We start from the raw sequence: 24,940 nt of genomic DNA on the forward strand, positions 1-24,940 counted from the left end.
AAAAACCCTGCCCTGTTTTTCAGGACAGGGCTTTTCCGAGAAAAGGGAGGAACAACGAATGGTAATCAAAAACGTATCACTGGATATTGTCTGCGGAATCACAAGCAAGATCCCGGACACAGGAAGGCCGGAGGTAGCTTTTGCGGGAAAATCAAATGTAGGGAAATCCTCCCTGATCAATGGTCTGATGAACCGCAAGGCTCTGGCAAGAACCAGCGCACAGCCTGGAAAAACACAGACCATCAATTTTTACAATATCAATGAAGCAATGTATCTCGTAGACCTGCCAGGCTACGGCTACGCCAAAGTCTCCGCGGCAGAGAAGGAAAAATGGGGAAAAATGATCGAGGGCTATCTTCATAATTCCAAAGAGCTCCGGGCAGTTTTTCTTCTGGTGGATATCCGCCACAAACCTTCTGCCAATGACAAGCAGATGTATGACTGGATCTGCCACAACGGATATGAACCGGTGATCATCGCAACCAAACTTGACAAGCTGAAACGCAGCCAGGTGGCAAAAAGCCTCAAGGAGATCCGTACCGGACTGGGCCTTCCGAAAGAAGGAAAGATCCTTCCGTTTTCAGCGGAGACCAAGCAGGGAAGAGACGAGATATGGGCACTGATCGACGAGTTGACCGGACTTGCTGAACCGGCAGCTACAGAGGATTAAGGAGAACAAAAAGATGGGAATTATCAAGGCGCTCAAGCTGGGATTTGACTATCAGAGATATGATGACGATGGCAATGTGGTAGACATGCAGCGTGCAGTCAATGATGTAAACCTGGACATTGAAGCAGGAGAATTTGTGGCAGTTCTGGGACATAACGGCTCCGGAAAATCCACACTGGCGAAGCATATGAATGCGCTTCTGATCCCAACAGAGGGAACCATGCTGGTGGACGGGATCGATACTGCCAGAGAGACCAAACTCTGGAAAGTACGCCAGAAGGCGGGAATGGTATTTCAGAATCCGGACAACCAGATCATAGGAACAGTGGTAGAAGAAGATGTGGGATTTGGCCCGGAAAACATGGGAATTCCTACAGACGATATCTGGAAACGTGTGGATGACAGTCTGGAAAAAGTCGGCATGACAGCTTATCGCTATCAGTCACCAAACAAACTTTCCGGCGGTCAGAAACAGCGTGTAGCCATTGCAGGTGTGATGGCCATGCGTCCGCGGTGTATCATTCTGGATGAGCCAACCGCCATGCTGGACCCCAACGGACGAAAAGAAGTTCTGGAGGCCGTGCGGGAACTGAACCGTAAGGAAAAAGTAACCGTTATCCTGATCACTCATTATATGGAGGAAGTGATCCATGCAGACCGTGTCTATGTCATGGACAGCGGAAATGTTGTAATGCAGGGAAATCCGAAGGAGATTTTTTCCCAGGTGGATACCCTGAAGAAATATGGTCTGGATGTACCGCAGGTGACACTTCTTGCATATGAACTGAAGAAATCCGGCGTGGATGTTCCGGATGGAATACTGACTACAGAGGAGCTGGTGAGCGCATTATGTCAATCGAATTAAAAAATGTAACCTATACCTACAGCCCCGGGACAGCCTATGAGAGCCATGCGCTGAAAGATGTCAGCCTTGTGATCCCGGATGGCCAGTTTATCGGAATCATCGGACACACAGGAAGCGGAAAATCCACGTTGATCCAGCATCTGAACGCTTTGGTACAGCCCACATCCGGCCAGATTCTGTATAACGGAGAAGATGTGTGGGCAGAAAAATACGACCGGAAGCAGCTCCGAAGCGAAGTCGGCCTGGTGTTCCAGTATCCGGAGCATCAGCTCTTTGAAAACGATGTGCTTTCCGATGTATGCTTTGGTCCTATGAACCAGGGACTTTCCAGGGAGGAAGCAGAGAAAGAGGCAAAACAGGCACTGACACAGGTTGGAGTAAAAGAGTCCAATTTCAAAAAATCTCCATTCGAGCTTTCCGGCGGTCAGAAAAAACGAGTAGCTATCGCAGGTGTACTTGCCATGAACCCGAAGATCCTGATCCTGGACGAGCCAACAGCAGGCCTTGACCCGAAAGGCAGGGACGATATCCTGGACCAGATCGCGGAACTTCATAAAGTGAGAGGAATCACCATTGTTCTGGTGTCCCACAGCATGGAAGACATTGCAAAATATGTGGAGCGTCTCATTGTTATGAACCATGGAGAAGCGGTATTCGATGATGAACCCAAGAAGGTTTTTTCCCATTATAAAGAACTGGAAACCATGGGACTTGCAGCACCGCAGATCACTTATATCATGCATGCTCTGAAGGAACACGGAATGAATGTGGATGCAGATGCCACGACAGTGGAGGAAGCCAGAAACAGCATTCTTGTCGCGCTGAAAGCAGCAGATTCTCCATTACTGAAAAAAGGAGGAGCGGAAAAATGATCAGAGATATTACTATCGGCCAGTATTATCCGGCCAAATCCGTTCTTCACAGACTGGATCCACGGACCAAATTTCTGGGAACTCTGGGATTTCTGATTTCCGTGTTCCTGTTCCATACATTTCTTGGATATGCGGTGGCAACCGTATTTCTGGTAGCCATGATCGCAATCTCCAAAGTTCCTGTGAAATTCATGTTCAAAGGTCTGAAGGCCATCGTGATGATCCTTCTGATCACCGTTGTGTTCAACATTATCCTGACGCCTGGTGAAGTGCTGTGGCGTTTCGGAATCATCAAGGTTACAAAGGAAGGCCTTGTTCTTGCAGGAAGAATGGCAATCCGTCTTGTTTATCTTGTGATCGGATCATCTATCATGACACTGACCACCACACCGAATCACCTTACCGACGGTCTGGAGAGACTTCTCCGCCCACTGAACAAGATCCGTGTACCGGTTCATGAGATCGCCATGATGATGTCCATTGCCCTTCGTTTTATCCCGATCCTTCTTGAGGAGACCGATAAGATCATGAAGGCACAGATCGCCAGAGGCGCGGATTTCGAAAACGGAAACCTGATCCAGAAGGCAAAAAACATGGTACCCCTTCTTGTTCCGCTGTTTATTTCTGCGTTCCGCCGTGCCAATGACCTTGCCATGGCTATGGAAGCCAGATGTTACCACGGCGGCGATCACAGAACTCAGATGAAACCGCTGCATTATGAGAAGAGAGATTACATTGCATTTGTAATCCTTGTGGCATATCTTGCAGTTGGAGTGGTGTTCCGTGTAGTGGGACTGTAACCACAGGAGGTATAGTATTTTATGAAACGAGTAGGACTTGTAGTGGCTTACGATGGAACGCATTATTCCGGCTGGCAGACACAGCCAAACGGAACGACCATCCAGGGTGTATTAAACGATACCTTAAGTGAACTGCTTGGAGAAAAGATAGAGACTATCGGTGCCAGCCGTACAGATGCAGGGGTACATGCCCTTGGAAATGTGGCGGTTTTTGATACCGAGTCCAGGATCCCCGGAGAAAAGTTTTCCTATGCACTGAACCAGAGACTTCCGGAAGATATCCGTATCCAGCTTTCTGAGGAGGTGGAGCCGGATTTCCATCCCCGCTACTGTGACAGTGAAAAAACATATGAGTACCGTATCCTGAACCGGAAATTCCCGGTTCCCACAGAAAGACTGTATTCGTATTTTTACCATTACAAGCTGGATGTGGAAAAGATGAAGGAGGCAACTTCTTATTTGATCGGGCGCCATGATTTTGCCAGTTTCTGCGGCTCCGGCGCTCAGGTGAAGACAACCATCCGTACCATCACTTCCATGGATGTGTGGAGAGACGGGGATATGGTGACCATCCGTGTTTCCGGAACCGGATTCCTTTACAATATGGTGCGTATTATTTCCGGTACCCTGATTGAGATCGGAAACGGGCAGTATCCTCCGGAACGGATGGACAAAATCCTCAAAGCCTGTGACCGGGCTGCAGCAGGCCCCACAGCTCCGGCACAGGGGTTGACACTGATGGGAATTGAGTTTTTCTGAAAAAGGTATGAAAAAGAGGCACTGAAATGAAAAATACACAGGATCTGCTGCATGGGAATATCCGGAGGGAACTGATCGCGCTGACCATTCCTCTGGTACTTGGAAATATCCTGCAGCAGTTTTACAACACCATAGATTCTTTTATCGTGGGAAGATATGTGGGAACGGAGGCCTTTGCGGGCATTGGTGTTGCGGGCAGCATCATGAATCTGTTTATCTTTATTCTCAATGGTGGATGTAATGGAATGTCCATTATTTTTGCAGAACTCTACGGGCAGAAAAATTATGAAAAACTTCGAAAAGAAAGCTTCCTTTCGCTGAGTGCGGGAGGGGGCTTTACCATTGTTTTGAGTATTGTAAGCCTTCTGGTTCTGTATCCGGTGCTGGGCCTGATCCAGACACCGCTGGAGGTAGAGCCTTATGTTGTGGCATATCTTCGGATCATTTTTATCGGACTTCCTGCCACCTTTCTCTATAACTGGTGCTCTGCGGTGCTTCGAGCTGCCGGGGATACGGAAACACCGTTATGGACCCTTTTTATTGCCATGTGCATGAATCTGGCACTGGATGTTGCCTTTGTGCTGGGATTACATATGGGAACTGCCGGAACTGCACTGGCTACTGTGATCGCCCAGCTTTTTTCTGCAGGAGTGTGTCTGTGGATCATGAGGAAAAAACATCCAATTTTTTTCTTCAGCCGGAAGGATATGGGAATGGATCTGCCGCTTCTGAAGCGGACAGCCAATTTCGGGGCGGTGTCTGCCCTTCATCAGTCCAGTATCTACATTGGAAAGATGCTGGTCCAGGGAGCGGTAAACTCCGGTGGAACAGAGATCATTTCCGCATATACGGCGACCACCAGAATTGAAGGATTTTCCAATTCCTTCGGAGACAGCGGTTCCACAGCAATCTCTGTATTCGTGGCCCAGAACCGTGGCGCAGGAGATAAAAAGAGAGCGCTAAAAGGATTTCATCAGGGGCTTGGGCTGATGATCGTATTTGTCATCATTCTGTCTGTCCTGCAGGCAACCCTGACAAGAGGCGCGGTACAGCTTCTCATGGGGAATCCGTCAGAAACCGTAATGAAAAATGCCGTATTGTATATGAATGTGGTATCTGTCTTTTATATCCTGAATTTCATCGGAAACGCAGGGGTGGGATTCTTCCGTGGAATCGGAAAGATTTCCGTCCCGGTGATTGGAAGCACGCTGCATATATCCATTCGAGTGGTTCTGTCTTATCTGCTCATCGGCAGAATGGGACTTGAGGCTGTCGCCTTTGCCACAGGAATCGGATGGATCAGCGTTGTGCTGTATCAGATCCTGGTTTACCGGAAGGTACGAAAAAAAGGATTTATATAATTAATAACTAAAATCGTCTCTCCGTGAACGGTCAGGTTTTGACCGTCAACTGTGTTTGCATTTTCGGAATGCAGCAGTTATAGTTTATTACAGAGAGAACGCAGCCGGACAACACAGAAGAATGTGCTGCCCGGTTTTTTATTGTATGAGAGAAAAGGGATAAAAGATGGAAAAAAGAGATTTTAACAAAAACTGGATCTGCAGATGTCTGACAAGAGAAGAACCGGAGAAAAAAGTAACGCTGCCTCATGATGCCATGCGCAGTGAGCAGCGCAGCGAAGAAAGTCAGGGAGAAGGAAATATCGGCTGGTATATTGGCGGCGATTATGAATACACAAAGAGATTTTTTGTCCCGGCAGAAGATGTGGATAAAAAAGCAGTTCTGGAGTTTGAAGGTGTATATCATGATGCGGAAATTTATATTAATGAAAAAAAAGCGGCATTTCGCCCCTATGGATACACAAACTTTTATGTGGAGCTGAATGAATTTCTACAGTACGGAGCAGAGAATACGATCCGCGTGATTGCCAGAAATGCAGATCAGCCCAACAGCCGGTGGTATTCCGGAACAGGAATTTACCGTCCGGTAAATCTCTATCTGGGAGAAAAAGAACACATTCCGGTAAATGGAATCCGCATTCAGACGGTCAGTCTGGAGCCGGCGCAGATTCAGGTGGAGGTGAAAACATCAATTCCAGGGACTGTGAAAGTTCAGATTCTGGATGGAGAACAGATCGTGGCTGCGATAGAAAAAATATCGGAAAAGAGAATAGTTTCCAAAAGTAATGGCCAGGAGCAGAAAGCAGTATTCCTTCTGGAAATCCCGGATGTGAAGCGCTGGAGTCCGGATTCTCCACATCTGTATACCTTAAATGCAGCATTTGGAAACGACCAGGTGACAGAGCATTTTGGAGTGCGCACCCTTCACTGGAATGAACGGGAGGGAATGACCATAAACGGAAAGCGGGTGATTCTCCGGGGAGCCTGTGTTCATCACGACAACGGACTTCTTGGAGCATGTACATTTCCGGAAGCAGAAGAGAGAAAGGTACGTATTCTGAAGGAGAACGGATACAATGCCATCCGTTCTTCTCATTATCCGTGCTCCAGAGCATTTCTGGATGCCTGTGACCGTCAGGGAATGCTGATGATGGATGAGTATGTGGATGTCTGGTATATTCACAAGACAAAATATGATTATGCCACAGAACTGAAGGACTGGTGGAAACAGGATCTTAAAGATATGGTGGAAAAGGATTTCAACCATCCGTCTGTGATTATGTATTCTACAGGAAATGAAGTTGCCGAGACAGCACAGAAAAAGGGAATTGCTTTTACCAGATGTATGACTGAATATCTTCACAGCCTGGATGGCACAAGACCGGTTACCTGTGGAATTAACATTTTCTTTAATTTCTTAAGTTCCATCGGTCTTGGTGTATACAGTGATGATAAGGCGGAAAAAACAGCAGAAAATGCGGCAAAAGATGCTTCAAAAAAGAAAAAGCCGGTAGGAAGTGAATTCTATAATACACTGGCATGCCTTGCAGGAGATTATTTCATGAAAATGGGAGCTACCCTTCCTCCATGTGACTGGAAGACAAAAGATGCCTATGCAGCCATGGATGTTGCAGGATATAATTACGGGATCTTCCGTTATAAACATGATTTAAGAAAATATCCGAAACGTCTGATTCTGGGAAGTGAGACCTTCTGTAAGGATGCCTATGATTTCTGGGAGATTGCAAAAAAGAATAACCGGATTATCGGAGATTTTGTATGGGCCGGATGGGATTATATCGGCGAAACCGGTGATGGTGCGGCAGAGTACAGTGATTATAAAGGTTTGGAGCCGCATACCAGAATGACAGGAAATAACGGACGTATTGATCTTCTTGGAAAACCAAGAGCCGAGGCTGCTTACACAAGAGTCGCGTTTGAACAGGCAAAGGGGCCTTTTATTGCGGTGAAGCCTGTATATCAGAAAGAAAAACTTCAGCTTACAGGATGGGCACTTACGAAAGCTGTGGAGAGCTGGTCCTGGCGTGGCTGTGATGGTGAGAGTGCAGAAGTGGAAGTTTTTGCCCGGGCAGCAGAGGTGGAACTTAAAATCAACGGAAAAACTGCAGGCCGGAAAAAAGTAAAAAAATGCAGGACAAAATTTAATGTAACCTATCATGACGGTGAGATCACAGCAATCTCTTACAGTGAAAACGGATGTGAGCTGGGACGACAGACATTGAAAACAGCAGAAAAAGATACGATGCTGTCGATTCATCCGGAAACGAAAACAGCAAAACCGGGAGAACTTGTTTTTATTCCGCTGCAGTATACGGACAGTCAGGGAAACTGGAAACCCATGGAAAAACATGAGCTAAAGGTTTCTGTAGAGAACGGAACTCTGGAAGGCCTTGGCAGCGCCTGTGCGTATGTGGAAGGAAATTATGCACAGGATACCACAAAGACGTATTACGGAGAAGCTATGGCTGTGATACGTATGAGAGAAAGCGGCAATGCAGTGGTACGTGTTGAGGATGAGAAGAATACATACAGCTGTATCGTCCCGATGCAAAGATAAAGATCCACAGGCAGACTACGGAACGTGCCTACTTTATACTTGTGAAAATTGCATAAAAACTATACAAAAAATATGTGCAATATTAATAATACATGGTAAAACTATACAAAAATCTGATTCCGATTACGTTCAAAAAATTACCGTTGGCGGTAAAAATGCAAAAGAGTGAAAATTCAATGCTATACTCCATACAACTGATAAACAGAACTTCGGGAGGAAAGAGAAGATGAAGAACAAACGATCCACAAGGGCTCTGCGTGGTCTTACAGGCCTCACATCCTCGCTGCTGGTAGTGGCACTTGGAACAACGACCATTGCCAATGCATGGGCATCAAAGATCAATGAATATCTGGGAACAACGAATATTTCCGTTTCCGGTGAGACCAGCGACAGCGATGATGCCTATTATTACAAGTCGGATTATGACAACACAACAGATCTTATCAATGCCAGAAATGATGTTATGACAAAGATCCAGGAAGAAGGAACGGTGCTTCTGAAAAATGATAACCAGGCACTTCCTCTTAAAAATTCTCCAAAGGTAACTCTTTTTGGAATGACAAGTTATGCGCCTGTATATGGCGGAACAGTAGGAAGCAGTTCCCCTGCAAAACAGGATTTAAGTTTCAAGGACTGCTTTGAAAATGCGGGAATTCAGGTAAATCCTACTATGTGGAGCTTCTATGAGAAGATGAGTAAAGATTACAAGCGTATGGCACTTGCACCAACATGGTTTGGTTTTACAGGTGCCGAGATGGAAGCTCAGACGATCCGTACAGGTGAAGTTCCTGTTGAGAAATACACAGATACCGAGCGTGGGAGCTACAGTGATTATAATGATGCGGCAGTTGTTGTGATCGGACGCCAGGGCAGTGAGGCCGATGATTTCGGAACCAGCACAGATAATGTGCAGGATGGTGACGGAACACATCTGGCACTTGGACTTCAGGATGTAGAGCGAGACATGATTAATGAAGCAAAGAAGAATTTTGACAAGGTTATTGTTCTTATCAACTCTGACAATCCTATGGAGATCGAGGAACTGAAGGAGGATAAAGATATCGACAGTATTCTCTGGATCGGTGAACCTGGAACTGTAGGACTTCAGGGAGTTGCATCCGTTCTCACAGGCGAGGTAAGTCCTTCCGGACATCTGCCAGATACTTATGCAGTAAGCTCTGTTTCCTCACCGGCTATGGTAAACTTCGGAAGCTATACGTTCACAAATGCCACAGAAGACAATTTTGGGGCATCCAATTACAGTGGCTCCAACTATCTGGTAGAGAGCGAAGGCATTTATACAGGGTATAAATATTATGAAACAAGATATGAAGACACGGTTCTGAAACAGGGAAATGCAGACAGTGCGGCAGGAGCTTCCAATGATAATGGTACCTGGAACTATGATGAGGAAGTTTCCTATGGATTCGGCTACGGACTTTCCTACACAACATTTGAGCAGAATATCAAAAACTTCGATTATGAGGGCGATTCCGTAACTGTTTCCGTTGAGGTGAAAAATACAGGAGATGTGGCGGGCAAAGATGTAGTACAGCTTTATGCACAAACTCCTTATACAGACTATGACAAAGAAAACAATGTGGAAAAAGCTTCCGTTCAGCTGGTTGGTTTTGAGAAAACAAAAGAGCTGAAACCGGGTGAGTCCGAAACTGTGGAAGTTATAGCTCCGAAGGAATATTTTGCAAGCTATGATTATACAACAGCAAAGACCTATATTATGGACGCAGGTGACTATTATTTCGCAGTTGGAAACGGCGCACATGATGCACTGAATAATATCCTTGCGGCAAAAGGTTATACAACTGCAGATGGTATGGATGCAGATGGAAATAAAGATCTGGCAGTGTCCTATAAAGAGGACAGTCTTGATACAACTACTTATGCAATGTCTTCTGCAACAGGAAATGAGATTACGAACCAGTTTGAAGAGGCAGATCTTAATAATTTTAAGGATGGAACAGTTACCTATCTTTCCAGAAATGACTGGGAGGCAACCTGGCCGAAAGCTTATGACAGTGTTGAAGCTACTGAAGATATGCAGAAGCTGATCAAAGGAGATACCTATACGGTTTCCAAAGACGATGACACCTCTGAGGTAAAATGGGGACAGGATGGTGATCTTCACATTATTGATCTGAAAGGCCTTGATTATGACGATGAGAAATGGGATCAGCTGCTCAGCCAGATCAGCCTGGACGAGGCATGCAATTTTATCCAGCTTGGTGGATCCGGTATTGAGCCGATCGCTTCCATTGACCTGGTAGGTGGCTGTGATGCAGATGGACCGAATGGAATTCTGGATGCATTTGGTGGAAAAACACTTTCTACTTACTGGAAAGCAAGCGAGTCCGGGGATCCATGTTATGTTTCTTCCAAGGATGAGAATGCATCTTATGAATGCGGAACATTTCCGACAGAGCCTACACTTGCGGCAACTTTCAATAAAGATCTTGCAGCGGAGCAGGGAGATATTTTTGCGGAGGATTCTCTGTGGAGCAATATCACAACCATTTATGCACCAGGACTGAACCTGCACCGTACACCGTACTGTGGAAGAAACCAGGAGTATTTTTCCGAGGACAGTGTCCTGACAGGAGAGCTGGGAGCTTCCGAGATCCTGAAAGCGCAGGAGAAAGGATGCATCCTTGCACCGAAGCACTTTGCATTTAACAACCAGGAAGTAAACAGAAGTGGTGTTGCTACATTTGGAAATGAGCAGGCACTCCGTGAAAACGAACTCCGTGGTTTCCAGATCAGCTTTGTAAAAGGACAGGCCCAGGGTCTTATGAACGCATACAACCGTATCGGCTGTACATGGGTTGGAATGAGCGAAGGTCTGAGCGCAGAACTTGTGAGAAATGAATGGGGATTCAAAGGCTGGGAGAATACCGATATGCTTTCCTCTGAGGATTATCAGAGATGGGAAGAGGGACTTCTTGCAGGAACAGATCTTCTTCTTAATACAAGCCTGGATTCCTACAGTGATCTGAATGCAAAGACTGTGAAGAATGATCTTGCCATCCAGAATCGGATCAAAGAATCTCTTCATTACACACTGTATGCGTATGTAAACAGCAACCTTATGAATGGTGTAACAGACAGCACAAGTGTAGATTATGTACTTACTGTATGGCAGAAAGGCCTGATCGGTGTGGATGTACTCTTCGGTGTACTGACAGTTCTGTGTCTGGCACTTTACATCCGTAAGGCACGTAAGATCAGAAAAGAGCAGTAGGAGGAAGAATGGATGAGCATCAAGGAATTTTTTGGAAAAGCAGCAGCCGGCATTTATGTATCAGGACTTTCTGTGATTGCCCTTGTGGTTGCACTGATCGGATATATTATGTATGGCACTGAAAAAAATAATCTGGAAGCTGTAATTATTGTATTTACCGTAATCGCTGTTGTGGCAGGACTTATGGAGATGATTCTGACACTGGCAAAGGGATACCGCCCCATGTGGGATAACATGACAATTGTTTATGCGATTCTGGAAGCTGTTGCAACTGCCATTTTTGCAAAAAACGCAGCATCTTATATTCAGAGCGTCAGCGTAGGTCTCGCAAAGCTGACCGTTTCTTTTGAGGTGGCTGTTGTAGCTTATGTACTGGCACTTGTGATTGCGATTATTTCCGGTTTCCTGAACAGAAGAAAAATGGAAGCGTAAAGAAACAGAATTGTATATTATATGGAGGAATTTTGATGAAAACAAAACAGGCATTCAACCCGTATCTGCCAAGCTACGAATATGTACCGGATGCGGAACCGCATATCGTAGACGGAAGAATTTATATTTACGGTTCCCATGACCTGTTTAACGGACTGAATTTCTGTCTGGGTGATTACGTCTGCTGGTCAGCGCCGGTGGATGACCTGGGCAACTGGAAATATGAAGGATGTATCTATAAGAGAGAGCAGGATCCCGCGGCACCGCGAATCCGTCTGACCAATGGCCTCGCTGCACCGGATATGGTGCAGGGGCCTGATGGTCGTTTTTACCTTTATTATTTTATGGGTGGAACCAAGATGATCTCGGTTGCGGTCTGTGACAAACCTGCAGGTCATTATGAGTTCTACGGCTACGTACACTATAAAGACAATACTCCAATTGGAAAAAAAGGGGAGCCATTCCAGTTTGATCCGGCGATTTTTATGGATGATGATGGAAAGCTTTATCTTTATACCGGTTTTGCGCTGCAGGGAAATCCGATTCTTCTGGATGGATCCAAACCTACAGAGCATGGACCGATGTGCTTTGAGCTGGATCCGTCAGATATGCTCACCGTAAAAAAAGGTCCTGGTTACATTGGCGTGGCAGGAGAGAAGGAGTCCAAAGGAACTCCATATGAAGGACATGCATTTCTTGAGGCAAGCTCCATGCGGAAATTTAACGGAACCTACTATTTTATTTACAGTTCCCTGAACAGTCATGAGCTCTGCTATGCAGTCAGCGACCACCCGACCGGCGGTTTTCAGTACGGAGGAATTCTGGTCAGCAACGGTGATATCGGACTTCCTGGGGTAAATGATGTAAACCATGCGAAAAACTCCACAGGCAATACGCATGGAAGCCTGATTGAGATCAATGGAAAATATTACGTTTTTTATCACAGACACAGCAACCGTAAGCAGTCTTCCAGACAGGCATGTGCAGAGGAAATCCAGTTTAAAGATGGAAAATTCTGTCAGGCTGAGATGACTTCCTGCGGATTAAATGGAAGTCCGTTAAATGGGACTGGACATTATCCCTCCTATATTGCCTGCAATGTATATGGAAAAAAAGGCACCCGTTTTTTAAGCATGCTGAAGCATCCGAAGGCTGGTCATCCTTATCTTACCCAGAAGGGCAGAGACAGAGAATCCGGTGAGGATCAGTATGTGGCACATATGTGTGATGGATCAGTAGCGGGATATAAATATTTTGATTTATCTGAAACAAAGGAAATTCGTATCAATATCTGTGGAAATGCCAGTGGAACGGTTTATATAAGAACCAGGGAAAATGAGAAGCCGGCAGCAGAGATCCCGGTAAAGGTATCCAGAGAGCGGAAAGAATTTTCTGCGAAACTTACCGGACTTGGAAAAAAAGAAGCATTGTTTTTCTGCTATGAAGGAAAAGGTTCTTTTGATTTCCACTCATTTGATCTGAAGTAGGAGGAAATATCTTATGAAAATCACAAAAATTGTGGAAAACCCGATTTTTCGTACAAAAATAAAATCAGATAATGTAAAGATACCTGAGATGATCATCGGATATTTCCTGGCACCATTTTGTGCCATGCTTGCGAATTCCATTTTCGGTGCTTATCTGAACCGTTATTATGTGGATGTTCTTGGCTGGACAAGATTTGGTGTGTTTGCGACTATGCTGCCGGTGATATCCGTGATCTTCGTTGTACTTGGAAATCTCCTGATTGGAAGATGGATTGATAATACAAGAACTTCTCAGGGAAAGGCAAGGCCATACATGCTGTTGTCTGCGCCGATGGTAGTAGTTGCTGTGATCCTTCTGTTTATGACTCCGACCGGACAGAGCGGGGGTATTCAGATGATCTGGATCGCAGTGTCCTATAACCTGTACTATGCGCTTGCCTATCCATGTTTTTACACAGCACACAGTTCCATGGTCGCGCTGTCTACCAGGGATTCTTCACAGAGAGGCATGCTTGCAACTTTTTCCAATGCAGCTATGGTAGCTTCCGCAGGGATCGGAGCAAGTATTGTGGTACCGGTTCTTCTGCAGAGTTATCTTTTTGTTGCAGAGAATGGCGAGATTAATGTTGAGGCAAGCTATGCACACTGGAGGATCATTTCCATTGTACTGTGTCTGTTCTGCTTCGTTGGCATTCTCTTGGAATATTATTTTACAAGAGAGCGTATCACAGAAGAAAATATCAACCTGAATATAAAGGAAGAAAAAATTCCGTTAAAGAAACAGGTGCAGGGATGCATCCGTAACAAATACTGGTGGATCATCATTCTCTATTTCCTGCTTTTCCAGATGGGACAGCTGGTAAAAAACAGCTCCATGAGTTTTTATGCCAGATGGATGTTTGACAGCGTGATTAATTCTGCCAATCCGGAACAGACGTCAGGAACTCTGATGTCAACCCTTGGACTGATCGGAGGAATCCCTACTGCCATTGGAATGTTTGTGGCATGGCCTATTGCCAATAAGCTTGGAAAAAAACGTGCAGTTGTGCTGGGACTTTGTTTTTCTGTTGTTGGAGGCCTGGTATGTTTTATTGATGTGCACAGCTTTATTCTGGTGTGTGTAGGCATGGTCCTGAAGGGCATTGGAAGTATCCCGGCCATGTATGTGACCATGGCACTTCTTTCCGATGTGCTGGATCACCTGGAAGCAAAAAACGGTTTCCGAAGTGATGGTTTTACCATGTCTGTTTATGGATCAATCATGGTAGGTCTTACTGGAATCTGTACGGGAATTATCAACGGACTTCTTACATTTGCAGGATATACCAATACCGGTGTTGCCTGTGATTCGTCCACACTTACCATTATCAATAATGTGGCAGATTATACGGGACAGGTGGTATACCGTCAGATGGGCGGAGTAGAGAATGTACTTGCTTTTGCGTTTCTTGGAATGGAAGTGATCACTTTTGCCATCATCGTATTTATGATGAGCAGACTGGATGTGGAGAAGCATATCGAGGAAGATCACAGGATCATCAAAGAGAATCAGAAAGCTGCAGTACTTGCAGCTGGCGGAACCTGGGAAGAATAAAGTTTGCGTCGGATATGACGGATTTTTCTGTTGTTTCAAAGAGGCTTTCTTGGTATACTGAACTCATGTGAAAAGTAGTTTTCATGGGGGTGAAGGCAGCGATGGTCCGCATTGCGGTAGTGGAAGACAGTGAGCAGGACAGAAGAGCACTTCTGGACTGTCTCCACAGATACGAAAAAGAACAGAAACTGAAATTTTCCATAGAGGAATTCCAGGATGGCGAGGATATTGTCACAGGATATTCTGCAGACTATGATTTGCTTCTGATGGATATCGAGATGACTTTTATGAACGGAATGAAGGCAGCAGAGAAAATCCGGGAGCTGGATAAGGATGTGGAGATCATTTTTATCACCAATGCACCTCAGTATGCCATACAGGGATATAAGGTAAATGCGCTGGATTATATGTTGAAGCCGATTTCCTGGTTCTCTTTCTCGGAGAGTATGGGAAGAGCACTTTCCCGTGTAAAAACATCTGCCAGGGAATATATCACCATTTCCCTGAAAGGCGGAAAACAGAAGCTGGATGTGTCGAAGATCTGCTATGTGGAGGTACAGGATCATCTTCTGATCTACCACACAACAGAGGGGGAATACAGCACCAAGGGAACTATGAAGGACGCAGACAGCCAGTTTGATCCTGTAAAGTTTTTCCGGTGCAACCGGTGTTATCTTGTGAATCTGGAATACGTGGAGAATTATGTGGGAAGTGATGTGTGCGTAAACGGCGATGTGATCCAGGTCAGCCGCAGCAGACGGAAACCATTTCTTGACGCATTAAATGAATATCTGAATGAGGTGGGCAAATGAATGCAGGAGAGGTGTTGAATACACCTGGTTATTACTATGCCATAGCTTATGCCATGTCCGGGCTTGTGATCGCAGGCTCCAATGAGAAGAAACGAAAAGGATGGAAGCTGGGAGTGGTAAGCTGCATTCAGTTTGCCCTCCTTTTGTTATTTATGACATGGACCCACGGAGTTGGTAAGGCATTGTTTCTTCCGGCTATGGTGGTGATTATCGGATTGATGTACGGGTATATTTATCTGTGCAACTGTTTCACAGTGAGGGAGGCCGGATTTTTCTGTGTGAAAGCATTTATAAACGGAGAATTTGGAGCTTCTCTGTGCTGGCAGGTCTTTTATTATATCCATGAGTTGACAGGATGCAGCTTTGGGTGGCAGTGGGTGATCATGGCAGTGGTTTATCTGGGATTATTCGGGTTGCTTTTTCTTATTGAGTGTTATCTCAAAAAAGATATCGAAGAGCTGAATGTGACCAGGCGGGAGCTGCTGGTTGTCGTGATCGTTGCGGCTGCTGTTTTCGGCATGAGCAATTTAAGTTATCTGGATCAGAACGGACTATTCAGCGGACGCTTTGCCATGGATATTTTTATTATTCGTACATTGGTGGACTTAAGTGGAATGGCCGTGCTGTATGCTTATCACATCCAGGTAAAAGAGATGCAGCTCCGTCTGGAAAAAGATGCTCTTCGTAATATCATGGAGATGCAGTATAAGAATTATCAGCTTTCCAGGGAGAGCATAGATGTGGTCAATCAGAAATATCATGACCTGAAGCATCAGATCAATCTTCTGAGAAGCCAGGCAGATGCAGGGAAATCCAGAGATTATCTGGACAAAATGGAGCATGAGATCAAGGTCTATGAGACGCAGAACAAGACAGGAAACCGGATTCTGGATGCGGTACTTACCAATAAATCCATGGTATGTCAGAAACGGGAGATCGAACTGAAGGTGATTATAGAAGGTCAGAGTCTTTCGTTCATGGATGACATGGATATCAGTGCGTTGTTTGGAAATATGCTGGACAATGCCATTGAGAGTGTCAGCAGGCAGAAAGAGAAGGAGAAACGTCTTATCTGGCTTTATGTTTCCAGGGAAAAACAGTTCGTGCGAATCCGGACAGAAAATTACTGCGATGAAAAGATCCGGTTTCGTAATGGAATGCCGGTGACTACCAAGAAGGATAAGAGGCTTCACGGTTATGGAATGAAGAGTATCTGCGCGACTGTGGAAAAATATGGTGGATCTACAGTAGCCTGTCAGAGAGATAACTGGTTTGAACTGAAGATACTGATTCCGATCAGTGGGAAGAAGGCATAAAAGTCAGAAAAGCAAACCGTAATAACATTGAAAATTTTGTTGAAAATTACACGAAAAAACAGTTGACATGCAGAATCCCTTATAATATAATAACTCAATGTGACGTAGTGCGAAGATGCTTGAGCCAATAGCCCCAGCGATGGCATTTTATCAGCGGTTTCGGACATTTCCGCGATTTATTTTGCACCCGCGTTTCCATTTACTTTTTTTCGCGGAAGTACCGCGGTTTGAGAAACATTATCGTTGATAAATAACAGGAGGTAGGACCATGCAGACTTATATGGCTAATCCGGATAAAATCGAAAGAAAATGGTATGTAGTTGACGCAGAGGGTTGCACTCTGGGACGTCTGGCATCCGGTGTTGCAAGTGTTTTAAGAGGAAAGAACAAACCTCAGTTTACACCGCACGTTGACACAGGAGATTATGTAATCGTTGTAAACGCTGATAAGATCAAAGTTACAGGCAAGAAGCTTGAGCAGAAGATTTATTATAACCACTCCGACTATGTTGGTGGAATGAAAGAAACCACATTAAAAGAAATGTTAGCAAAGAAACCTGAGAAGGTTATCGAGCTCGCAGTTAAGGGAATGCTTCCGAAAGGACCTCTTGGAAGAGCTATGAACAAGAAACTTTTCGTATACGCAGGACCAGAGCACAAACATGAGGCTCAGAAGCCTGAAGTTTTAACATTTTAATAGGAGGTAGAAAACATTGGCTAGCGCAAAATTCTACGGAACAGGAAGAAGAAAGAAATCAATCGCAAGAGTTTACCTGGTACCTGGAACAGGTAAAATCACTATCAATAAAAGAGACATCGATGAGTACTTCGGACTTGAGACTCTGAAAGTTATCGTTCGTCAGCCACTGGCTTTAACAGAGACAGAGGGTAAATTCGACGTGATCGTTAATGTTCGCGGCGGTGGATACACAGGACAGGCTGGAGCAATCCGTCACGGTCTTTCCAGAGCCCTTCTCGAGGCAGACAACGACTACAGACCAGCTCTTAAAGCTGCTGGATTCCTTACACGTGATCCACGTATGAAAGAGCGTAAGAAATACGGTCTCAAAGCTGCTCGTAGAGCTCCGCAGTTCTCCAAACGATAATCAGACCGATATATCGAATATCAGAACATCAAACCCCGGGAACCTTTTGGTTCCGGGGTTTTTTTATATGTAAGAAAAGGACATTATCCTTTCTTTTGACATTTCCCCCATTTTTTGATACTATATTATCATACGGACTTCCCATAGGCGCGATCCTGTGGGAGTTTTTTTTACACAGGAATTTAAGGAGGGTTTTATGGATGAGTGAAGTGAAGAAATCCGGTCACAGCCATCATCAGCGGGGACGTTTTTCCGGGAAGATCGGTTATGTGCTGGCTGTTGCCGGATCTGCGGTAGGTTTGGGAAATATCTGGCGTTTTCCTTACCTGGCGGCGAAGTACGGCGGAGGAATGTTCCTGCTGGTTTATATCCTGCTGACTGTGTCATTTGGATATGTGCTGATCATGTCGGAGACAGCGCTGGGAAGAATGACCCGTAAGAGTCCGGTCGGAGCATTTGAACATTTTGGAAAAAGCGCACCGTTTAAGATCGGTGGATGGCTGAATGCGGTGATTCCGATGCTGATCGTGCCGTATTACAGCACCATCGGCGGATGGGTTATCAAGTATCTGGTAGAGTATTTAAAGGGAAATGTGCAGAAGGTTTCCGAAGATGGTTATTTCGGAAGTTTTATTGCGGATTCCTGGCAGGTGGAAGCCTGGTTTCTGGTGTTTGCTGTGCTGGTATTTGCCATTATCCTCGGCGGTGTAAAGAACGGCGTGGAGCTTATGTCAAAAATCATGATGCCGGTTCTGGTAGTTCTGGCTGTGATCGTTGCCATCTATTCGATGACACGTCCAGATGCCATGGCAGGAGTAAAATATTTCCTGATCCCGAACTTTAAGAATTTCTCCTGGATGACAGTTGTGGCAGCCATGGGGCAGATGTTTTATTCACTTTCTATTGCAATGGGTATCTTATATACCTATGGTTCCTATATGCATAAGAAGTTGGATATGGAACAGTCCACCACACAGGTGGAGATTTTTGACACAGGTATTGCAATCCTTGCCGGCCTGATGATCATTCCGGCAGTGTTTGCTTTCTCAGGCGGAAATCCGGATACACTGCAGGCTGGTCCTTCACTGATGTTTATCACGCTGCCGAAGGTTTTTGCAACTATGGGAGTGGGAACCGGCGCAGGAATCCTGTTTTTCGTGCTGGTTCTTCTTGCGGCACTGACCAGTGCGGTTTCTCTGATGGAGACAAGCGTATCTACCTTTATGGATGAGCTTCACTGGGGCCGTGCGAAATGCTGTATCCTGATGGCAGTGATCATGTTTGTGTTCGGAACTGCATCTTCCATGGGATATGGGGTGCTGGATTTCCTGAAGATCTTCGGAATGAATTTCCTGGATTTCTTTGACTTTATGACAAACTCCGTGATGATGCCTCTGGCAGCACTTGCCACCTGTTTCCTGGTAACACGTGTTGTGGGATATGACAGGATCGCGGCGGAGATCGAACAGTCTTCGAAATTCCGCAGAAAAGGGCTATACAAGTTCTTTATCAAGTATCTGGCACCTGTCTGTCTGATCATTGTACTGTTAAGTTCCATTGCAAACGTGCTTGGAATCATCAGTATGTAAAAAATAAAGCTATAAAAAAGATCAGGTGAGAATGAATGTTGAATGAAATCATTCTCATCTGATCCTTTTTTATGCCACAGATAATTACGCTGTAGGCAGGGAAAGTTGGTTTCGGTGCGTCCATATATTGATTTACTGTGCTATATCAGTCATTCACCTTCCAGTTAGCCAGCAGTTTCAGTTCGATCCGTGTTCCATCCGGAAGAGAAAACCAGTGGTCATTGATGGTTTTTACCGGATAAGATTTGATCTTTTCCATGGTTTCTTCCACAGAATCAACGGCGATGGAAATGTGGTCATATCCGTTCTCTGCCTCTGTGTTGATGTTGGAAACTTCGCAGAGCTGGATACCTTCCCGGAACCAGCATTTGCGCTCCGGTTTTTCCCCAATTTCCCGCCACATATGCATGTCAAAAACATCCTCAAAAAATTTCTGTGCATCTTCATAGGAAGAAGTACGGATCGCTGCATGATCGATCTTTGCCATAAAAATTGTGCCTCCTTTATATATGATGTATATGCGATTTTTTATCTGTTATAAGAATAAGCGATTTTGTGATAACTGGCAAGGAAAAAAAGATTGTTATACGAACGCAGAGGATACGGAGATTTGGCTTTACAGCAGAGAAGAATATCAAGTATAATACTATAGCATTATATAAAGGAAAACAAAATATAACACAAAAATCACAACAATAAAGGAATATAACAAATGAGTATTTTAAATGTAGAACACCTGACTCACGGATTTGGAGACAGAGCGATTTTTGAAGACGTATCTTTCCGGCTTCTGAAGGGAGAACACATTGGGCTTGTAGGAGCCAACGGCGAAGGAAAGTCCACATTTATGAGCATCGTAACCGGAAAACTGATGCCGGATGAAGGAAAAGTAGAATGGGCAAAAAATGTCCACGCAGGCTATCTGGACCAGCATGCAGTGCTGGAAAAAGGCATGACCATCGGACAGGTGCTGAAATCCGCTTTTGATCCCCTTCTCAAAAAAGAAGAGCGCATGAACGAGATCTGCGACAAACTGGGAACGGCAGATCCTGACGAGATGGATGCGCTGATGGAAGAACTTGGAACCATTCAGGATGAACTGACACTTCACGATTTTTACGCCATTGATGCAAAAGTAGAGGAGGTTGCCAGAGCACTGGGACTTCTGGATCTGGGACTGGACCGTGACGTTACAGACTTAAGTGGCGGACAGAGAACCAAGGTACTCCTTGCAAAACTGCTTCTTGAGAAGCCGGATATCCTGCTTCTGGATGAGCCAACCAACTATCTGGATGAGGAACACATTGCATGGCTGAAAAGATATCTCCTGGATTATGAGAATGCTTTTATCCTTATCTCCCACGATATTCCGTTCCTGAATTCTGTGGTTAATATCATCTATCACATGGAAAATCAGGAACTGAACCGTTATGTAGGAGACTACGACCACTTCCAGGAAGTCTACGCGGTTAAGAAGGCACAGCTGGAGGCGGCCTACCGGAAACAGCAGCAGGAGATCAGTGAGCTAAAAGACTTTGTGGCAAGAAACAAAGCCCGTGTTTCCACAAGAAACATGGCCATGTCCCGCCAGAAAAAACTGGACAAGATGGATGTGATCGAGCTGGCAGCAGAGAAGCCGAAGCCGGAGTTCAATTTCCGCTATGGACGCACACCGGGAAAAATGCTCTTTGAAACACATGATCTGGTCATCGGATATGATGAACCACTTTCCAAACCGCTGAATTTTACCATGGAACGTGGACAGAAGATCGCACTGGTAGGAACCAATGGTATCGGTAAAACGACACTGTTACGAAGCCTTCTTGGCCTGAACAAACCGATCTCAGGAAGTGTGGAACAGGGAGAAAATCTCGAAATCGGATATTTTGAGCAGGAAGTAAAAGGCGAGAACAAGACCACCTGTATCGAAGAACTGTGGCAGGAATTTCCGTCATTCTCCCAGTATGAGGTACGTTCTGCACTGGCAAAATGCGGCCTTACAACCAAACACATCGAAAGTCAGGTCCGTGTCTTAAGCGGTGGTGAGCAGGCCAAGGTCCGTCTCTGCAAACTGGTAAATCGTGATACCAACATTCTTCTTCTGGATGAGCCAACCAACCATCTGGATGTGGATGCAAAAGACGAGCTGAAAAAAGCTCTCCGGGAATATCGCGGAAGTATCCTTCTCATCTGCCATGAGCCGGAATTTTATCAGGATGTGGTAAATGAAGTCTGGGATATGAGCAAGTGGACAACAAAGATTTTCTGATGATGTAATTACGATAGAAAAGAAAGGGGTATTTCATGGGTGAAAAACCTCAGAAGATACAAGAACAGAAACATATAAGCCTGGGTGTGCTGGCCCATGTAGATGCAGGAAAGACAACTTTATCGGAGGGGCTGCTTTTTAAATGCGGAAGAATCCGGAAGATCGGACGTGTGGATCATAAAGATGCATATCTGGATACGTATGAACTGGAACGGGAACGGGGCATTACCATTTTTTCCAAACAGGCAGTTTTTTCCATGGGAGATATGGAAGTGACATTGCTGGATACGCCGGGGCATGTGGATTTTTCCGCAGAGATGGAGCGCACCCTGCAGGTACTGGATTATGCGATTCTGGTGATCAACGGAGCGGATGGTGTGCAGGGCCATACACAGACCTTGTGGAGACTTCTGAACCAGTATCAGATCCCAACGTTTCTTTTTGTGAACAAAATGGACCAGGATGGAACCAACCGGGAGAGCCTTCTTGAGGAGCTGAAGAAAAAACTGAGTGAAAACTGTGTGGATTTCCGTGGAGAACTGGACTGTTGTGGTGCAGAAGAGGACTCAGATATCAAAGGTACGGTGGATAAAGCTGGCGAAGTTCATGGAACAGATGAATTTCTGGAAAATATTGCCGTGTGTGAAGAGGCGCTTATGGAGCAATTTCTTGACACTGGCATTATCGTGAAAAAAGATGTGGCCAGACTGATCCTGGAGCGGAAGCTTTTTCCCTGTTTCTTTGGTTCTGCCCTGAAAATGGAAGGCGTGGATGCGTTCATCCGCGGTATGGAAACCTACATGGCGGCACCGGTTTACCCATCTGAATTCGGGGCAAAGGTTTTCAAGATTGCCAGGGATGACCAGGGCAACCGCCTCACTTACATGAAGATCACAGGTGGAAGCCTGAAAGTAAAAGAAACCCTTACCAATGCAGGGAGAAAAGGAATTCCGGACGAAGAGATCTGGGAGGAAAAAGTGGATCAGATCCGCATTTATTCCGGTGCGAAGTTTGAGATGCTCAAAGAAGCGGAGGCAGGAACCGTCTGTGCGGTAACAGGCCTTACCGAAACCTATCCGGGAGAGGGCCTGGGTGTTGAGCGGGAGTCTGTCATGCCGGTTCTGGAGCCGGTGCTGAACTATCAGATCATCCTTCCGGAGGGCTACGATGCCCACAAGATGCTGAAAAGCCTGAAAGAGCTGGAAGAGGAAGAACCACAGCTTCATATTATGTGGGATGAGCAGCTGGGAGAAATCCATGCCATGCTCATGGGTGAGGTACAGATAGAGATTCTGAAACATCTCATCTGGGAACGTTTTCATGTAGCTGTGGAATTCGGAACCGGAAATATTGTATATAAAGAAACCATTGCCGCACCGGTGGAAGGCGTAGGCCATTTTGAACCATTGCGTCATTATGCGGAAGTGCATCTTCTTCTGGAACCGGGGGAGAGAGGAAGCGGATTGCAGTTTTTTACAGCGGCAAGTGAAGACCAGCTGGATCGGAACTGGCAGCGCCTGATCCTCACCCATCTGGAAGAAAAAGAGCATCTTGGTGTACTTACCGGATCACCGATCACAGATATGCAGATCACACTTCTTACTGGTCGGGCACACCAGAAGCATACAGAGGGCGGAGATTTCCGTCAGGCAACTTACCGGGCAGTGCGTCAGGGCCTGAAAAAGGCGAAAACCGTCCTTCTGGAGCCATACTACAGTTTCCGGCTGGAACTTCCGGCCGAAAATGTAGGCCGTGCCATGACTGATATCCAGCGGATGCAGGGAAGCTTCCAGGGACCGGAAACAGAGGGAGAGCTGGCTGTAATCACAGGCAGCGCGCCGGTTGCAAAAATGCGGGATTACCAGAGCCAGGTGATTTCCTACACAAGAGGAAAAGGCCATCTCACCTGTACGTTGAAAGGCTATGAACCATGCCAGGATCAGGAGCAGATTGCCCAGGAGATTGGCTATGACTCCGAGAGGGATCTGGATAATCCTACAGGATCGGTATTCTGTGCCCACGGAGCAGGTTTTGTGGTTCCGTGGTATGAGGTAGAGGAATATATGCATCTGGATGGTGCAGAGATCCAGGACTGGGACGATGCGTATGAGGAGTCCGGTGACAGTAGTACGGGAGCTTCCGGCAGAGGATATTCCGGGCAGGGAAAAGATACGTACAGTACCAGTTATGGGACAGGAAACAACTCCCGTGGGAAATATACTTCGATGTATGGAAGCTACGAAGAAGAAAAAGAGCTGAAGGCAATCTTTGAGAAAACCTTTGGCCCTGTGAAATCGAAGAAATATAACAGTAACAGCAGGAGCTTCGGAAATCTGGAAAGTGGCAGCAGCTTTTCCGGAAACAGTGGAAAACGCTCTCAATCTTCGGAACTTCCGGGGAAAACCAGTCAGGGTGCCTGGAGAAACAGCAATCCTGCCATCCACAGAGACGACTATCTTTTGGTAGATGGATGCAACATTATTTTTGCATGGGAAGATTTAAGAGATCTGGCTCAGGCAGATTTTCATGCGGCCCAGACCCGTTTAATGGACATCTTAAGCGATTATCAGGGCATCAAAGGCTGCATCCTGATCCTGGTATTTGACGCTTACCGTGTGGAAGGCCATCCGGAAGAAACCTTCCAGTACCATAACATCCATGTGGTTTATACCAGAGAAGCGGAAACTGCAGATCAGTACATCGAACGTACTGTCCATAAAATCGGACGCAAACATAATGTGACAGTTGCCACATCCGATGGCCTGGAACAGATCATCATCATGGGACAGGGAGCTGCCAGAATTTCAGCCCGCGGTTTTAAAGAGGAGATCGCATCCGCAAAACAGCAGATGAGGGAAGAATGGCAGGAACACCGGGACAGCAGCAAAACATATCTCTTTGACAGCATGACCCCGGAATTAAAGTCTCATATGGAAGATATCCGTCTGGGAAGAAAGAAAAAAGAAGAATTATAACAGATACCAGAAAGAAAAGATTGTACACCGAAAAATAAAAAGGTGTACAGTCTTTTCTTTTCGAAAAAATACCGGTTACAGGCTGTAAAAACTGCACAAAAAGTATAAACTTCCTATTATGAGCATATTTCACAAAAATAAAAAAACTTTTTGAATTCTTTTGCAAATAAATGGGAAAAGTAGTAAAATAAGGACAGAA

General features: G+C 45.5%; 19 protein-coding genes. 18 read left to right on the forward strand and 1 reads right to left on the reverse strand.

The features are described 5' to 3' along the window. The first annotated feature begins 58 nt into the window (after positions 1–58). From yihA to GPK88_RS05815, 16 genes are all read left to right on the forward strand, one after another. Positions 59–670 (forward strand): ribosome biogenesis GTP-binding protein YihA/YsxC, encoded by a 612-nt coding sequence (gene yihA / locus GPK88_RS05740; protein ID WP_148444973.1) that lies wholly within the window; start codon positions 59–61, stop codon positions 668–670. Positions 671–683: 13 nt separating this feature from the next. Next, positions 684–1,535: an energy-coupling factor transporter ATPase gene (locus GPK88_RS05745; RefSeq protein WP_148444972.1), complete on the forward strand. Its 852-nt coding sequence runs from the start codon at positions 684–686 to the stop codon at positions 1,533–1,535. Continuing rightward, positions 1,520–2,407 carry an energy-coupling factor transporter ATPase gene (locus tag GPK88_RS05750; protein WP_173761815.1) on the forward strand — a complete coding sequence of 296 codons (888 nt, stop codon included), beginning with the start codon at positions 1,520–1,522 and terminating at the stop codon, positions 2,405–2,407. The genes GPK88_RS05745 and GPK88_RS05750 overlap by 16 nt, the downstream gene beginning before the upstream one ends. After that, on the forward strand, positions 2,404–3,207 hold the full coding sequence (locus GPK88_RS05755; RefSeq protein WP_148444970.1) for an energy-coupling factor transporter transmembrane component T family protein: 804 nt from the start codon (positions 2,404–2,406) through the stop codon (positions 3,205–3,207). The genes GPK88_RS05750 and GPK88_RS05755 overlap by 4 nt, the downstream gene beginning before the upstream one ends. Before the next feature lie 21 nt (positions 3,208–3,228). Next, entirely contained in the window at positions 3,229–3,966 is a 738-nt protein-coding gene (gene truA, locus GPK88_RS05760; RefSeq protein WP_148444969.1) for a tRNA pseudouridine(38-40) synthase TruA, read from the forward strand. 26 nt (positions 3,967–3,992) lie between these two features. After that, a complete protein-coding gene (locus tag GPK88_RS05765; RefSeq protein ID WP_148444968.1) occupies positions 3,993–5,327 on the forward strand; it encodes an MATE family efflux transporter in 1,335 nt (444 codons plus the stop codon). A 166-nt stretch (positions 5,328–5,493) separates the two neighbouring features. Further along, the gene (locus GPK88_RS05770; protein ID WP_173761816.1) at positions 5,494–7,905 is read left to right on the forward strand and encodes a glycoside hydrolase family 2 TIM barrel-domain containing protein; all 2,412 of its coding nucleotides are present in this window, start codon (positions 5,494–5,496) and stop codon (positions 7,903–7,905) included. Positions 7,906–8,131: 226 nt separating this feature from the next. Next, positions 8,132–11,161: a glycoside hydrolase family 3 protein gene (locus tag GPK88_RS05775; protein WP_173761817.1), complete on the forward strand. Its 3,030-nt coding sequence runs from the start codon at positions 8,132–8,134 to the stop codon at positions 11,159–11,161. Positions 11,162–11,173: 12 nt separating this feature from the next. Then, positions 11,174–11,593 carry a hypothetical protein gene (locus GPK88_RS05780; RefSeq protein ID WP_148444965.1) on the forward strand — a complete coding sequence of 140 codons (420 nt, stop codon included), beginning with the start codon at positions 11,174–11,176 and terminating at the stop codon, positions 11,591–11,593. Between the two features lie 35 nt (positions 11,594–11,628). Beyond that, complete coding sequence (locus tag GPK88_RS05785; RefSeq protein ID WP_148444964.1) at positions 11,629–13,080, forward strand: family 43 glycosylhydrolase; 1,452 nt, start codon at positions 11,629–11,631, stop codon at positions 13,078–13,080. Between the two features lie 13 nt (positions 13,081–13,093). Next, entirely contained in the window at positions 13,094–14,674 is a 1,581-nt protein-coding gene (locus tag GPK88_RS05790; RefSeq protein WP_148444963.1) for an MFS transporter, read from the forward strand. Between the two features lie 83 nt (positions 14,675–14,757). Continuing rightward, the gene (locus GPK88_RS05795) at positions 14,758–15,486 is read left to right on the forward strand and encodes a LytR/AlgR family response regulator transcription factor (RefSeq protein ID WP_330384873.1); all 729 of its coding nucleotides are present in this window, start codon (positions 14,758–14,760) and stop codon (positions 15,484–15,486) included. Next, a complete protein-coding gene (locus tag GPK88_RS05800) occupies positions 15,483–16,802 on the forward strand; it encodes an ATP-binding protein (RefSeq protein ID WP_148444962.1) in 1,320 nt (439 codons plus the stop codon). The genes GPK88_RS05795 and GPK88_RS05800 overlap by 4 nt, the downstream gene beginning before the upstream one ends. A gap of 268 nt (positions 16,803–17,070) precedes the next feature. Then, a complete protein-coding gene (gene rplM, locus GPK88_RS05805; RefSeq protein WP_021650595.1) occupies positions 17,071–17,499 on the forward strand; it encodes a 50S ribosomal protein L13 in 429 nt (142 codons plus the stop codon). A 16-nt stretch (positions 17,500–17,515) separates the two neighbouring features. Continuing rightward, positions 17,516–17,908 carry a 30S ribosomal protein S9 gene (gene rpsI, locus GPK88_RS05810; RefSeq protein WP_021977820.1) on the forward strand — a complete coding sequence of 131 codons (393 nt, stop codon included), beginning with the start codon at positions 17,516–17,518 and terminating at the stop codon, positions 17,906–17,908. A 200-nt stretch (positions 17,909–18,108) separates the two neighbouring features. Further along, positions 18,109–19,497, forward strand: coding sequence for a sodium-dependent transporter (locus GPK88_RS05815; protein WP_177291093.1), 1,389 nt, complete (start codon positions 18,109–18,111; stop codon positions 19,495–19,497). Positions 19,498–19,642: 145 nt separating this feature from the next. On the opposite strand, the gene GPK88_RS05820 is transcribed toward GPK88_RS05815, so the two are convergent. Next, on the reverse strand, positions 19,643–19,984 hold the full coding sequence (locus tag GPK88_RS05820) for a VOC family protein (protein WP_148444960.1): 342 nt from the start codon (positions 19,982–19,984) through the stop codon (positions 19,643–19,645). Between the two features lie 225 nt (positions 19,985–20,209). Between GPK88_RS05820 and GPK88_RS05825 the strand changes: the two genes are divergently transcribed. Together GPK88_RS05825 and GPK88_RS05830 are read left to right on the forward strand one after the other, a co-directional pair. After that, entirely contained in the window at positions 20,210–21,766 is a 1,557-nt protein-coding gene (locus GPK88_RS05825) for an ABC-F family ATP-binding cassette domain-containing protein (RefSeq protein WP_118169371.1), read from the forward strand. 35 nt (positions 21,767–21,801) lie between these two features. Beyond that, entirely contained in the window at positions 21,802–24,741 is a 2,940-nt protein-coding gene (locus GPK88_RS05830; protein WP_215707584.1) for a translation factor GTPase family protein, read from the forward strand. Positions 24,742–24,940 lie beyond the last annotated feature (199 nt).

It is taken from the genome of Blautia sp. MCC269, assembly GCF_018785655.1.
GTDB lineage: Bacteria > Bacillota > Clostridia > Lachnospirales > Lachnospiraceae > Blautia_A.

Excerpts from the sequence above, each read along its gene's own strand:
- yihA (WP_148444973.1), top strand. The coding sequence starts at position 59 with ATGGTAATCAAAAACGTATCACTGGATATTGTCTGCGGAATCACAAGC.
- GPK88_RS05745 (WP_148444972.1), top strand. The coding sequence starts at position 684 with ATGGGAATTATCAAGGCGCTCAAGCTGGGATTTGACTATCAGAGATAT.
- GPK88_RS05750 (WP_173761815.1), top strand. The coding sequence starts at position 1,520 with ATGTCAATCGAATTAAAAAATGTAACCTATACCTACAGCCCCGGGACA.
- GPK88_RS05755 (WP_148444970.1), top strand. The coding sequence starts at position 2,404 with ATGATCAGAGATATTACTATCGGCCAGTATTATCCGGCCAAATCCGTT.
- truA (WP_148444969.1), top strand. The coding sequence starts at position 3,229 with ATGAAACGAGTAGGACTTGTAGTGGCTTACGATGGAACGCATTATTCC.
- GPK88_RS05765 (WP_148444968.1), top strand. The coding sequence starts at position 3,993 with ATGAAAAATACACAGGATCTGCTGCATGGGAATATCCGGAGGGAACTG.
- GPK88_RS05770 (WP_173761816.1), top strand. The coding sequence starts at position 5,494 with ATGGAAAAAAGAGATTTTAACAAAAACTGGATCTGCAGATGTCTGACA.
- GPK88_RS05775 (WP_173761817.1), top strand. The coding sequence starts at position 8,132 with ATGAAGAACAAACGATCCACAAGGGCTCTGCGTGGTCTTACAGGCCTC.
- GPK88_RS05780 (WP_148444965.1), top strand. The coding sequence starts at position 11,174 with ATGAGCATCAAGGAATTTTTTGGAAAAGCAGCAGCCGGCATTTATGTA.
- GPK88_RS05785 (WP_148444964.1), top strand. The coding sequence starts at position 11,629 with ATGAAAACAAAACAGGCATTCAACCCGTATCTGCCAAGCTACGAATAT.
- GPK88_RS05790 (WP_148444963.1), top strand. The coding sequence starts at position 13,094 with ATGAAAATCACAAAAATTGTGGAAAACCCGATTTTTCGTACAAAAATA.
- GPK88_RS05795 (WP_330384873.1), top strand. The coding sequence starts at position 14,758 with ATGGGGGTGAAGGCAGCGATGGTCCGCATTGCGGTAGTGGAAGACAGT.
- GPK88_RS05800 (WP_148444962.1), top strand. The coding sequence starts at position 15,483 with ATGAATGCAGGAGAGGTGTTGAATACACCTGGTTATTACTATGCCATA.
- rplM (WP_021650595.1), top strand. The coding sequence starts at position 17,071 with ATGCAGACTTATATGGCTAATCCGGATAAAATCGAAAGAAAATGGTAT.
- GPK88_RS05815 (WP_177291093.1), top strand. The coding sequence starts at position 18,109 with ATGAGTGAAGTGAAGAAATCCGGTCACAGCCATCATCAGCGGGGACGT.
- GPK88_RS05820 (WP_148444960.1), bottom strand. The coding sequence starts at position 19,984 with ATGGCAAAGATCGATCATGCAGCGATCCGTACTTCTTCCTATGAAGAT.
- GPK88_RS05825 (WP_118169371.1), top strand. The coding sequence starts at position 20,210 with ATGAGTATTTTAAATGTAGAACACCTGACTCACGGATTTGGAGACAGA.
- GPK88_RS05830 (WP_215707584.1), top strand. The coding sequence starts at position 21,802 with ATGGGTGAAAAACCTCAGAAGATACAAGAACAGAAACATATAAGCCTG.